Below are 11,937 nucleotides of genomic sequence, written 5' to 3'. Positions count from 1 at the left end.
TTAAGTTAAATTTTTAGGGGTAATGATGAAGCTGGCAGCACGGGTGGGTCAGGTCGCGCCTTCGCTTACATTGGCAATCGCGGCAAAGGCAAAGGCGATGAAGGCTGAAGGCATCGACATTTGCAGTTTTAGTGCTGGCGAACCAGATTTCGACACGCCGGCACATATCAAAGCCGCTGCGAAACAAGCGCTAGATGCCGGTAAAACTAAATATGGCCCTGCTGCCGGTGAACCCAAGTTGCGGGAAGCAATCGCCCGGAAGCTCAAGAAAGATAACGGACTCGACTATGCCCCAGAGAACGTAGTTGTTACCAATGGCGGCAAGCATTCTCTGTATAACCTGATCATGGCGCTGCTTGATCCGGGAGAAGAGGTAATCATCCCGGCTCCCTATTGGCTGAGTTATCCAGAAATGGTGAAACTTGCCGACGGTGTGCCGGTGATTATTCACGCAACCGCCGAAAGTAACTACAAAATTACGCCGGCTCAACTGCGAGAAGCGATCACCCCAAAAACGCGATTATTTATCCTCAATTCGCCTTCTAATCCCACCGGCATGGTTTACACGCCGGATGAAATTCGCGCATTAGCAGAGGTGGTGGTTGAAAAAGATATCTTAGTCGTTTCTGATGAAATCTACGAGAAGATTATCTATGCCGGTGTCGAACATCTCAGCATTGGATCGATTGGCAAAGAAATTTTTGATCGCACAATCATTAGTAGTGGCTTTGCCAAAGCTTACTCAATGACCGGCTGGCGACTCGGTTATTTAGCCGGCCCATTAGATTTAATTAAAGCAGTAACAACACTTCAAAGTCACAGTACATCGAATGTATGCACATTCGCCCAGTATGGGGCAATTGCAGCATTAGAAGAATCGCAAGATTGTGTAGAAGAAATGCGCCAAGCCTTTGCCGAACGCCGGCAGGTTATGTACGAACTTCTCACCGCAATTCCAGGATTAAAATGTCCGAAACCAGACGGCGCTTTTTACCTGTTACCGAATATCAGCAAAACAGGTCTAAAATCTCTAGAATTTTGTGATGGCTTACTAGAATCTCAGCAAGTCGCCGTTATTCCTGGAATTGCGTTTGGTGCAGATGATTGCATTCGTTTATCTTACGCAACCGATATGGCAACCATTGAAAAGGGAATGAGCCGGCTTGAAGCATTTGTCAGAGCGCAAATCTAGGTGAATGCTTCGCAGCAGGGTAAAGGGTACAGCCAAACACCCCTGATCACCGGCTGGCTTCTAGACGCACTCCTTTTAGGGAGGAACCCCTACCTCCCTCTTGCTGCAACCACCGGCAGATTAAACCTACAATTGGTTATAACTAAGATAAATTGCGTCAACAGGCAGGCTCCATGATTCCTATCGTTATCGAACAGTCAGGTCGTGGCGAACGCGCTTTCGACATCTATTCGCGACTCCTGCGTGAGCGCATCATCTTTCTCGGATCGCAAATTGATTCCGACTTGGCAAACTTGATTGTTGCTCAACTGCTTTTTCTAGAAGCTGAAGATCCGGACAAGGATATTTACCTCTACATCAACTCTCCAGGCGGTTCGGTGACAGCCGGCATGGGTATTTTTGACACCATGAACCACATTCGCTCGGATGTGTCTACGATTTGCGTCGGCCTAGCTGCCAGTATGGGAGCCTTCTTGCTCAGTGCCGGCACAAAGGGTAAGCGGATGAGTCTGCCCCATTCTCGGATTATGATTCACCAACCCCTCGGTGGCGCTCAGGGGCAAGCAACGGATATCGAAATTCAAGCCAAGGAAATATTATACCACAAACGGCGACTGAATGAGCATCTAGCCGCCCACACCGGCCAACCCATAGAGAAAATTGCAGAAGATACCGAACGGGATTTCTTCATGTCCCCCGAAGAATCCAGGCAATATGGTCTCATCGATCAAGTGATTGATCGTCGTCCCTCTGCAACTCGTCCAGTTGCAGTCGGCTAAGAAAATTGAAACCCGATTTAGCGGGAATTGAAGGGTGATAGTTAGCGCATGATATGATTCATGTCCTGACTATCACCGTTCACCTTTTTTACTTAGTCGGTGCCGGCAGAGATTCTAAATAGTGCAAGAAATCAAGCAATTCCTCATCAGTTAGCAGTTTGCTAGATAACTTGCCATAAGTTTGAGTTAAATGATTTTTTCCCTGCTCAGGACTCCAGTGCAAACGCTCTAGTTCAACTTTAATTTTGGCAATCTCATTTGATAAATCCTTCTTCTTATCAACACCGGCACTCCCAGTTTCAGGCGCAGCAGGCACCGGCTTCCCAATACCCTCACGGTGAAACTGTGAACCGCTCAATAGAGGCTCACCGGAAGTCGGCTCAACTTCTGGGAAATTAAACGATGACGTCGGTGCCGGCATAACATCCGGCTCTTCCCCATTGCCATTGAAATCAGATAACCACTCATCCGAAGCCGGCGCAGGGGAACTGGGAGAAACAGAAGGACGAGCCGGCGTTGTTAGCGGGGGAGAGGTTCTGGAAAAAGCTGTATCTGAGTGAGCCGGCACCAAAGGATCTGGCGAAAACCCTTTTTGCGATTGAAAATTCGTTGTCAAAGGTGCCGGTAAAGGTGAAGTTGCAGTCGGTTGAGGCGAAACAGAATTCGTCTGTGCCGGCTGTGGCGTTCCCACTTCAATTCCCAAAACATTCAAAGCACGGGTTTTAGCTCGATCTTCCGCCACTTCCACAGTTTCTGCCGCCGCCAACCCGGAAGACAGCGTCACGCCTTCCACAACAACCAAAGCACGGACAACATATTTGCCGTGATCAATCGTCAGTAACTCAGAAATTAAACCGCCGGCTGGATAACGAGCGAAAAATTGAGAAAACATAGCATTCCCATCAATAACATTAGAAGTCCAGAAGATAGCGCTATTTTAAATTTTAGACTTTACTTATTAAATTGGGTATTCACTTTCAAATCAGGGCATCCCAAAATAAACTCACTGAAGCGTTGAAACCTTTTTGCACAATCTTAAAGGAGCCAGGTTGCAGGCAAAATAAAATAATTCCTAAATTAATAAGCATTTAACTTAGAAATCCTCCCCAAGAACGCTATCTATCCGGATGGAAAACATCCCGATTGAGTCAATCAAAAAAATCAAGGGCAGAAATTTCTTCTTTCCCTCTCGCCCTAGCAATGCTCTCGTGCCTTTCTCTAACACCCGCTGATTAAAAACCTGTATACCCCGCCGGCAAACACGACAGCCCTTCCTAAACACACTTTACGGATGATTTGCCCTCAATCCCTAACTTTAGGATAGTGTGCAAAAAAACCGATGTACCAAAAGCACCCGCTAAAACTAAAATAGTTAAAAGACTACATCTGCGCGGCATTGCGCCGCTCCATCCGACCTGTATATACCCTAAAGCTAGAGCGGGGTCGCTGCAAAGCGGTTGCTAAAACAGAAGCGCCGCAGCGTGTAAGAAAACGAGAGTGCAAGAGTACACGGTATTCAAGCACCTCCGACACTCGCTCAAAGCCGGCTCAAGCTCCTGACCCTTGGTTGCATCACTGTGTTCTAAAACATGGCGGGGGCGAGAAAAATGGGTTTATTCAAAGTCGGAGGTGCCTGACGATGTCACCCTGATGCCCAAACAGCTGCGTTAAGCGCAACTGAGAGGTTCCGCCATCGGATTGCTTGCTTCCAGCGTTCTCGGCGCGAACACTTCCTTAAAAGTCGTTCGCGAGGAAAGGGGGAGTGAAGCTTGGAAAAGGTGCGGACAGACGATAGTAGATTTTAGATTGACGTTCGCGTAGCGCATTGAATCTAAAATCCAAATTTCCAAATCCGGGCATCCAAGGCTAATAGCTACCGCCGCGTGGAGTGATAGTGCCGGGGAGAGAATCGAATAGAGACCACAAGGATTGAGCGCTGCATGGAATTTTCAATCGCTACACTACTGGCAAACTTTACGGATGATAAATTGGTCGCGCCTAAAGTCTTGGAGAAGAAACTGGGTTGCCAGGACAAGACAAGTCTGCGTAAATTCCAAATTGTCCTAGACGCTTTAGAGAAAATAGGCATTTTAGTCAAAGATCGCGGCAAGTATCGCCGGGTAGTTGAAGAAGGTGTCGTAGAAGCCAAACTTCGTTGCTCTAGCAAAGGGTTTTGTTTTGCCATTCAAGATGCGGAAGGGTCAGAAGATATTTATATCCGGGAATGCCATCTCAGTTCCGCTTGGAATGGCGATCGAGTGCTGGTCAAAATCATCAAAGAAGGCAGCCGCCGGCGCAGTCCAGAAGGGGAAGTGCGGTTAGTTCTCGAACGAGCAAACCCCAGCGTCTTAGCGCGATTGAAACAAGCCAAGAACCAAACCGGCCTCGCCGCATACAAAGCCGTTCCCTTAGACGACCGGCTATTGTTTGAACTCGAAGTTAACTCAAATGGCATGGAGCTAGAAGAAGCCATTGATTACCTCGTCCATGTCGAAGTTCTGCGCTATCCTCTCGGTTCCTATCCGCCGGTGGGGCGCGTCGCTCAGATTCTCGGGAGCGATGCCGAAGATGCTAACGACCTAGACATTGTTTGCTGCAAGCACGATCTGCCCCGTTCTTTTAGCGAAACTGTGATGAAGGCGGCTAAAGCCTTGCCCAAACAGCTGCGAAAAGCCGACTTGAAAAACCGGCTGGATTTGCGTAAGCTGCTGACTCTCACTTTTAAGGCTGAATCCCCACAACGTGAGCAAGAAGAACCAGAAACTTCAGAAGAAGGCTTAAGCACCGGCGCGTCTCCTGTAGAACACGCCTTCTCCTTGGAAACACTCGAAGATGGGCAGTGGAGGCTGGGCGTTCATATCGCTGATGTGGGTTATCATGTCCCACCAGACTCGCCCCTCGACCGGGAAGCCCGCAAGCGTGGCATCGCCGTGTTTTTGGGAGAAACGGCAATCCCAATGTTGCCCGAAATTTTGGCAGAAAATCGCTGTTCTCTGTTACCCGAAGAAGAACGGCTTGCCATCTCGGTGCTGATCACCGTGAATGCTCAAGGCGAAGTGCTGGAATTTGAAATTCAACCTAGCGTCATTCAAGTTGACTATCAGCTCAGTCCCCAGCAAGCTCAAGAAATTTTGGATCGCAATGAAGACTCGGCGCTCAGTCCAGTCCTCGACCAAATGTTAGCGCTCTCCCGCGCAGTCAAGCAACAGGGGCAGCAACGGGGCGCGATTGAACTAAATCTGCCGGCAACTCAGTACGGTGTAGGTCAATTTCCCTTTGATGATGAAGGGTTGCTAGGGGTAATTGTTGCCTCACCTCGCCTCAGTGCCGGTGCAATGGTGACAGAATTGATACTTCTGGCGAACCAAATCGTAGCCGGCCATTTACAGGCGCTGATGGTGCCGGGAATTTATCGGGTACAGCCAAAGCCCGATTTCGATGATGTTCAAGAGTTAATTAAACTGGCTGACAATCTGGGGATGAACTTGCAGCTGGAAAATGAGGAAGATGTCCGCCCTCAAGATTATCAAGGCTTTACCCGACAGTTTGCCGGCTCCACTGCCGAACGAGTGCTGACTTACCTCCTGCAGGAAACCTTGAAACCGGCTACTTATAGCACCACGCCAGGGTCGCACTTTGGCCTATCCCTAGACAGCGGATACACCCACTGCACTTCGCCGGTGCAGCGTTATGCAGATTTGCTGGTGCAGCGCATCCTCCACGCTGTGTTTGAACACGGGCGCGATCGCCGCACCACTCGTGTCAAAGAAAGCGTGAATTTGCGTCACAGTAGCGCTAAAGGCCAAATTAATTGGAACGTCTTGCCCCCAGAAGTGCAACACGAACTCGAAGAACAGCTGTCTACCATCGTGGGACATCTGGGTGATCGAGAAAAAGTCTCCCAAGAAGCTGAGGAGGATCTGGCAGGGTTAAAGAAAGCCGGTGCAATGAAAGAGCGCACCGGCGAAACATTTCCCGGACTGATCACCGGCGTTCAGTCTTACGGCTTCTTTGTGGAAATTGAAGAATTGCTGGTGGAAGGATTGGTTCATGTCTCTTCTTTGAAAGATGACTGGTATGAATACCGTTCTCGCCAGCAAACCTTGGTGGGACGCAAGAACCGCAAGCAATACCGGCTCGGCGATCGCGTGGAAGTTCAAGTCAAGAGTGTGGATTACTACCGGCAACAAATAGACTTGGTTGCGGTTGGTGGCGGCAGTGAAGCCACAAATGGAGATGACGAGGAGCCTGAGCGTTCCACTTACAACCCTTATCTGGAGGTTGATCGTTAATGAAGAATGAGAGCCGGGATAAGGGGATAAAGAATTCTTTATACTCTATCCCGGCAGCCAATTCTTTATTAGCAATTAACTGATGACACAAGATAAGAAGACACGCCCCCTGATTTTGGGTATTTCAGGGGCATCTGGACTGATTTATGCAGTGCGAGCGATTAAGTTTTTATTAGAAGCAGACTGGGCAATTGAGCTGGTGGCTTCTAAGTCTACTTATATGGTTTGGCAAGCCGAGCAAAATATTCGGATGCCTGCTGAGCCGGCACAACAGGAGCTATTTTGGCGTGAGCAAGCTGGGGATGTGACGGGTGGCAAGCTGAGATGTCATGCTTGGCAAGATGTGGGCGCGAATATTGCCAGCGGCTCGTTTCGGACTTTGGGGATGATCGTGATGCCGTGCAGTATGAGTACCGTGGCGAAGTTGGCTGCCGGTTTGAGTTCGGATCTTTTAGAGCGGGCTGCTGACGTGCAGCTCAAGGAAGGACGTAAACTGGTGATAGTGCCCCGTGAGACGCCTTTGAGTTTGATTCACTTGCGGAATTTGACGGCTTTGGCGGAAGCGGGGGTAAGAATTGTGCCGGCGATTCCTGCTTGGTATCATAACCCGCAAACGATTGAGGATTTGGTTGATTTTGTGGTGGCTCGCGCTTTCGATCAGTTTGAGATTGATTGCATCCCGATTAGCCGGTGGGAGGGACATTAGAAGCGTGAATCGGGCTGGTGTGTTTGTGTGGGCCGGTACAAACGTAAGGTATGAAGTTAGAAATTTCATCCTTCTTCTTTGTCTCTTAGATGCTTGTTTGTTGTAATGAGTAATTTTCAATACTATATAGGCTTCTTGCAATCATTGTTTTTAGGATTTTTTAAACACAGATGATAGCGCAGCGTGCCGCAGCCATACATAGATGAATAAAGATGAGTCTGACTATTTTGTGGGTCATTTAGATAAGGGGGTACATTTTTGCTAGGGGTTTAATATTTTTGACTAAAAACTCTTCGAGATACTCAACACTGTGGAGGATTCATTATGCGTGAATTTCGCGTTTTACTGCTAATGGTTGTATTCGGAGGGCTAGGGATTTTTGCTTGGCAAAATGCGTCGCCTGTTCTGCCGGTGGTATTTTTAGGCACGCAATCATTGGCGCTACCACTTTCTGTGCTGATGTTGGGTGCTGTGGCGGCAGGTGTACTGACATCCTTTGGGATTGCTGCTTTATATCAGCTGTCAAATTATTTGTTTGAGCGAGAATTGTTAACGAGCCGGCACATCCCTTTACCCCAGATCCCGCGTGACTATATGCCTCAAACGCCACGTGAACCTGTGCCACCACCGCCACGCAGGCAACCGGAACCGGCTCCCCAAGCTAATACAGTTTTGCAGAATAACTGGGGCACATCAACGGCTTCACCGGCTGCCGGCACTTCTGAGGAGGTGGTTGATCGCCGTGCCGGTGTTGAGGAGCGAGATGATTATGACGAGCCGGTTAATCGCCGTGCCGGTGTTGAGGAGCGGGATGATTATAGGGAGCCGGCTGAGGATGACGACGAGTTTTATGAGGATTGGGAGGAGAATGAGCGACAAGCAGATCCTCGTAATGATGAGCGCGATTTGGGCAGAGATCCCACAACTTATGAAGTGCCCCAGGAACCGAAAACGGTTTCCCGCTATGGCTCAACTTATTCGATCGGCTATCGCGAGCCGGCTGAGTCTGGGGTGGGAAAAACGGAATCTGTTTATGATGCGGATTACCGGGTGATTAATGCACCTTCAGGTATGCCGGCACCCAGGCAAGATGAAGGAAGCAAGAAACAAAATCAAGAAGATGATTGGGACTGGGATGATGATAAACGCAAACCTTCAAAAGATTGGTAGTTTAGAACGTTGAATTTGCAGGTATAGCGATTCTCACTGCTGTACCCAACAGAGAATCGCAATATCTCTAACACTAACCCTTAACTTATCTGCGCTTAAAAAATCTCAAATCTGCTTCCTCCCGTTAATTGCTCAGCATTAAACAGCCGGCACTCAGTAGATCAATCATAAAATAAGCACCCCCTTCTCAAAAGAAGAGAGTGCCGGCACTTAAATTCAACACAACTAAGTTGCGAGAAATTACCCTAAACCTTAATAGGCATCCTGCAACTCAAAAAAGTCTGGAGAGACATAATCCTTACGCAGCGGCCAACCTACCCAATCTTCCGGCATCAAAATCCGTTTTAAATTCGGATGTCCTTCATAAATGATGCCATACATATCGTAAGCTTCCCGCTCTTGCCAGTCTACCGTCTTCCAGATCCAAAACAGGGAAGGCACTCTCGGATCTTCCCGTGGTAGGAACACCTTCACCCGCACTTCTTCAGGCCGATCAGCATTATCACTTACTTTAATTAAGTGATAGAAACTAACCAAGTCCTCACCAGGACCGGCATCATAACCGCCTTGACATTGCAGGTAATTAAATCCGTAAGCGTAGAGGGCAGTTGCTAGGGGAATTAAAAACTCCCGTTCAACTTTGATAATCTCCACACCCGAATGATCTACCGGCAGCGATTCATGGGCAAACTCATTTTGTGTCAGCCACGTAGAAACCTTGCCGGCTTCAACGATTTGCGTTCCTTCTTCAGCCACGACTTTCCTCCTTCTTAGCAGATTGAAGGGCTGGCGGCACCGGCATCCCCATCGCTTCTGTCAGTTCCTTCGGCGGTGCTTGGCGAGTGGGGGAGTCGAGATAGCTGCCGGTTAAAATTTCGGGCACCGGCTTCATATTGTGTGCCTTGCTGTAGAAACGGTGGCTTTGCTGTAACCGGCCCCGTTCCTGTAGCGAATCATTAGAAACCTTTTTACGCAACTTAATAATTGCATCCATGATCGCTTCCGGACGCGGCGGACACCCAGGGATATACACATCCACCGGCATCAGCTTATCGATTCCACGCACTGCGGTGGGAGAATCGGCACTAAACATCCCGCCGGTAATCGTACAGGCACCCATTGCAATCACGTATTTTGGTTCCGGCATTTGTTCGTACAAGCGAACCAATGCCGGCGCGTATTTCATCGTGATCGTGCCAGCTGTAATAATCAAATCGGCTTGGCGCGGACTAGCACGCGGCACCAGACCAAAACGGTCAAAGTCAAACCGGCTGCCAATCATGCCGGCAAACTCAATAAAGCAGCAAGCCGTCCCATACATCAGGGGCCACAAGCTAGACAGTCGCGCCCAGTTGTAGAGGTCATCAACCGACGTCAGAATCACATTCTCCGAGAGTTCTTTTGTGATCTCTGGCCGGCCTACCGGGTTAATCAGTTGCCCCGATTCCCCTGAAGTGTTGGGCGATGTAACATTAGTGTTCATGACCATTCTAAGGCTCCTTTGCGCCACGCATACACGAGTGCAATCACCAGAATTGCAATAAAGATCAGGGCTTCAATAAAAGCCAACAGCCCCAGCCGGTGGAACGCCACAGCCCACGGATAGAGGAAAACAGTTTCAACATCAAAGATCACGAAGACCAAAGCAAACATATAGTACCGGATGTTGAACTGAATCCAAGCTCCTCCAATGGGTTCCATGCCGGACTCGTAAGTGGTACGCCGTTCTGGGCCAAGACCTTTGGGCCGCAGCAATGCAGAAGCCGTCAACGCCAATAAGGGTACGAGGCTGCTAATTAGCAGAAAGCCCAGGAAATATTCATAGCCGCTGAGGACAAACACGATAAATAATGACCGCTTCGCTGAAGGTACGTTTGTTTCTACTTCTTTACATTACAGTATATAGGGCTAAGGGTTGCGGTGGCAGGATGCGAATCCCCGCACCACGCCCAGCCAAATGCCTTGTGTCTGAGAAGCTTTATTTCTAACCTTTCAGATAGCGGTCGCCGTAAGGCCCGCTGGCTCAGCAATTCAGCCAAAAGCTTAATTTTTTAGCAGATTCGTTGACAATCTTTAACAAAATTATGCGACATTTTAATATTATTACTATCAACGATCGTTATGCTGCGAGGAGACGTGGCGGGGACTGGAGCCTCGGTCACTCTCTCAACCCCCAACCCTCTATTCTTCCTGAGCCATGAGTCCCGAAGCCATTGATTCCCAAACGTTAGACAGATACGAATGCCGAGCCTGTGGCTACGTTTACGAACCGACCAAGGGAGACGATGGGCGTCAGGTTCCGCCCGGAACGCCGTTTACAGAGTTGCCGACGGATTGGCGCTGCCCGGTGTGTGGGGTGCGAACCTCGCAGTTTTACAATATTGGCGCTGCCGGCACCGCCTCTGGATTTAAGGAAAATCTTGGTTACGGGCTAGGCGTCAACACACTCACTCCAACCCAGAAAAATCTGCTGATTTTTGGCGGACTGGCTCTTGGCTTGCTATTCTTTCTCAGCCTCTATGGCTTACAGTGAGACAGCTTCAAGATTCTACTCGAATGATGAAGTCTTGATGCAATAGAGAAAGAGTTGGATCGCATTCGCGTTTGAGCTGAAACTGAAAGACTGCCGGTTCTAAATGCAACAAAAAACGATTAACAGATATATAGATTGGACTGTGATAGACTCGCTCATCAAACCTTTGAAACCCCTTGTTTTATTACTAGCAGCCGTCCTGCTTTGTGTGGGATGTTCTCAAGTCCCCTCTCTCAGTTCCAGCCCCTGGCAAGTGATCAACCTGCCCAGTGAATCGAATTTACAAGACATTGCCTTTACATCTGACCCCAACCACGGTTGGATTGTCGGCAGCAATGCCACCTTACTAGAAACCACAGATGCCGGCCAAACTTGGCAAGAACAACGTTTGGATCTGGATGAGGAAAAAGCTTTATTGACATCGGTGAGCTTTTCTGGGAGAGAAGGATGGATTGTGGGACAGCCTTCCGTCTTGCTGCATACAGACGACGAGGGGAAGTCTTGGAATCGGATTCTCTTAAGTGAGAAGCTACCAGGTGCCCCTAATACAATTTTGGCACTTGGCCCGAAATCCGCTGAGATGACCACGAATGTGGGAGCAATTTACCGAACTTCAGATGCCGGCCAAAACTGGAAAGCGATGGTGCAGGAAGCCGTCGGTGTCGTGCGGAATATCCAGCGTTCCTCGAATGGGGGATATGTTGCCGTGTCTGCGAAGGGGAACTTCTACTCGACTTGGGAACCGGGTCAGAATGCCTGGATACCGCACAATCGCAACAGTTCCCGACGCGTCCAGAATATGGGATTTTCCCAAGATGGCCGGTTGTGGATGTTAGCCAGAGGTGGTCAGGTACAATTTAGCAGTGCCCAAAACTGGGAAGAGTGGGAGGAACCGCTGCATCCAGAGGTGTCCACTAGCTGGGGACTACTGGATTTAGCCTACAGAACACCCGATGAAGTTTGGGTTGCCGGCGGCAGTGGCAATTTGCTGTGCAGTTTTGATGGGGGTAAAACCTGGCAAAAAGACCGTGAGGTGGAGAATGTCCCCTCTAATTTTTACAAGATTGTCTTTTTGTCGCCCCAGCAAGGATTTATTATTGGTCAACAAGGTATTCTCTTGAAGTATCAAGCTAATGCCGCATCTGCCTGATGCTAATAAAAATCGCCGGTAGTCTTGCCGGTGGTTAAAATTACTTGCTTGTGAGTGTTGTGCAAGTTTCGTATCATAGAGATTGAGTTTTTAACAGTAGTCTACAGGAGGAATC

The 11,937-nt window shown here is 48.9% G+C and carries 11 protein-coding genes; 7 read left to right on the top strand and 4 right to left on the bottom strand.

Annotated elements, in window-relative coordinates; translation table 11 throughout:
- Positions 1-25 precede the first annotated feature (25 nt).
- Both H6F56_RS25055 and clpP read left to right on the top strand, forming a co-directional pair.
- Positions 26-1,192: a pyridoxal phosphate-dependent aminotransferase gene (locus H6F56_RS25055; RefSeq protein WP_190675056.1), complete on the top strand. Its 1,167-nt coding sequence runs from the start codon at positions 26-28 to the stop codon at positions 1,190-1,192.
- Between the two features lie 152 nt (positions 1,193-1,344).
- Complete coding sequence (gene clpP / locus H6F56_RS25050; RefSeq protein WP_305076156.1) at positions 1,345-1,971, top strand: ATP-dependent Clp endopeptidase proteolytic subunit ClpP; 627 nt, start codon at positions 1,345-1,347, stop codon at positions 1,969-1,971.
- 88 nt (positions 1,972-2,059) lie between these two features.
- Here the strand turns inward: clpP and H6F56_RS25045 are convergent, their stop codons facing one another.
- Complete coding sequence (locus H6F56_RS25045) at positions 2,060-2,863, bottom strand: hypothetical protein (RefSeq protein ID WP_190674581.1); 804 nt, start codon at positions 2,861-2,863, stop codon at positions 2,060-2,062.
- A gap of 1,048 nt (positions 2,864-3,911) precedes the next feature.
- Between H6F56_RS25045 and H6F56_RS25040 the strand changes: the two genes are divergently transcribed.
- The 3 genes from H6F56_RS25040 (at position 3,912) to H6F56_RS25030 (ending at position 8,139) form a co-directional block, all read left to right on the top strand.
- Complete coding sequence (locus H6F56_RS25040) at positions 3,912-6,263, top strand: ribonuclease R family protein (RefSeq protein ID WP_190674578.1); 2,352 nt, start codon at positions 3,912-3,914, stop codon at positions 6,261-6,263.
- Between the two features lie 82 nt (positions 6,264-6,345).
- Positions 6,346-6,969, top strand: a complete 624-nt coding sequence (locus tag H6F56_RS25035) for a flavin prenyltransferase UbiX (RefSeq protein ID WP_190674575.1) — start codon at positions 6,346-6,348, stop codon at positions 6,967-6,969.
- A gap of 324 nt (positions 6,970-7,293) precedes the next feature.
- Positions 7,294-8,139, top strand: coding sequence for a hypothetical protein (locus tag H6F56_RS25030; protein ID WP_190674572.1), 846 nt, complete (start codon positions 7,294-7,296; stop codon positions 8,137-8,139).
- Between the two features lie 252 nt (positions 8,140-8,391).
- Here H6F56_RS25030 and H6F56_RS25025 read toward each other — a convergent pair whose 3' ends face one another.
- Genes H6F56_RS25025 through ndhC form a run of 3 tightly spaced genes read right to left on the bottom strand, consistent with a single transcriptional unit; the run spans position 8,392 to position 9,981 of the window.
- Positions 8,392-8,895: an NAD(P)H-quinone oxidoreductase subunit J gene (locus H6F56_RS25025; RefSeq protein ID WP_190674569.1), complete on the bottom strand. Its 504-nt coding sequence runs from the start codon at positions 8,893-8,895 to the stop codon at positions 8,392-8,394.
- Positions 8,888-9,622, bottom strand: a complete 735-nt coding sequence (gene nuoB, locus H6F56_RS25020) for an NADH-quinone oxidoreductase subunit NuoB (protein ID WP_416361010.1) — start codon at positions 9,620-9,622, stop codon at positions 8,888-8,890. The genes H6F56_RS25025 and nuoB overlap by 8 nt, the downstream gene beginning before the upstream one ends.
- Positions 9,619-9,981 carry a photosynthetic/respiratory NAD(P)H-quinone oxidoreductase subunit C gene (gene ndhC, locus H6F56_RS25015; RefSeq protein ID WP_190674561.1) on the bottom strand — a complete coding sequence of 121 codons (363 nt, stop codon included), beginning with the start codon at positions 9,979-9,981 and terminating at the stop codon, positions 9,619-9,621. Before ndhC ends, nuoB begins: the two co-directional genes overlap by 4 nt.
- Before the next feature lie 355 nt (positions 9,982-10,336).
- Here ndhC and H6F56_RS25010 point away from each other — a divergent pair, with 355 nt between their 5' ends.
- Entirely contained in the window at positions 10,337-10,672 is a 336-nt protein-coding gene (locus H6F56_RS25010; RefSeq protein ID WP_190674558.1) for a rubredoxin, read from the top strand.
- A 103-nt stretch (positions 10,673-10,775) separates the two neighbouring features.
- The gene (locus tag H6F56_RS25005) at positions 10,776-11,822 is read left to right on the top strand and encodes a photosynthesis system II assembly factor Ycf48 (RefSeq protein ID WP_190674556.1); all 1,047 of its coding nucleotides are present in this window, start codon (positions 10,776-10,778) and stop codon (positions 11,820-11,822) included.
- Positions 11,823-11,937: the final 115 nt, after the last annotated feature.

Source organism: Microcoleus sp. FACHB-672 (assembly GCF_014695725.1).
Lineage (GTDB): Bacteria > Cyanobacteriota > Cyanobacteriia > Cyanobacteriales > Oscillatoriaceae > FACHB-68.
Note: the sequence above shows the minus strand (reverse complement) of the source record. Positions and strands in the feature narration are given on the sequence as shown.

Bases quoted from the DNA above. Each gene is read 5' to 3' on its own strand.
- H6F56_RS25055 (WP_190675056.1), top strand. From the start codon at position 26: ATGAAGCTGGCAGCACGGGTGGGTCAGGTCGCGCCTTCGCTTACATTG.
- H6F56_RS25045 (WP_190674581.1), bottom strand. From the start codon at position 2,863: ATGTTTTCTCAATTTTTCGCTCGTTATCCAGCCGGCGGTTTAATTTCT.
- H6F56_RS25040 (WP_190674578.1), top strand. From the start codon at position 3,912: ATGGAATTTTCAATCGCTACACTACTGGCAAACTTTACGGATGATAAA.
- H6F56_RS25035 (WP_190674575.1), top strand. From the start codon at position 6,346: ATGACACAAGATAAGAAGACACGCCCCCTGATTTTGGGTATTTCAGGG.
- H6F56_RS25030 (WP_190674572.1), top strand. From the start codon at position 7,294: ATGCGTGAATTTCGCGTTTTACTGCTAATGGTTGTATTCGGAGGGCTA.
- nuoB (WP_416361010.1), bottom strand. From the start codon at position 9,622: ATGAACACTAATGTTACATCGCCCAACACTTCAGGGGAATCGGGGCAA.
- H6F56_RS25010 (WP_190674558.1), top strand. From the start codon at position 10,337: ATGAGTCCCGAAGCCATTGATTCCCAAACGTTAGACAGATACGAATGC.
- H6F56_RS25005 (WP_190674556.1), top strand. From the start codon at position 10,776: ATGCAACAAAAAACGATTAACAGATATATAGATTGGACTGTGATAGAC.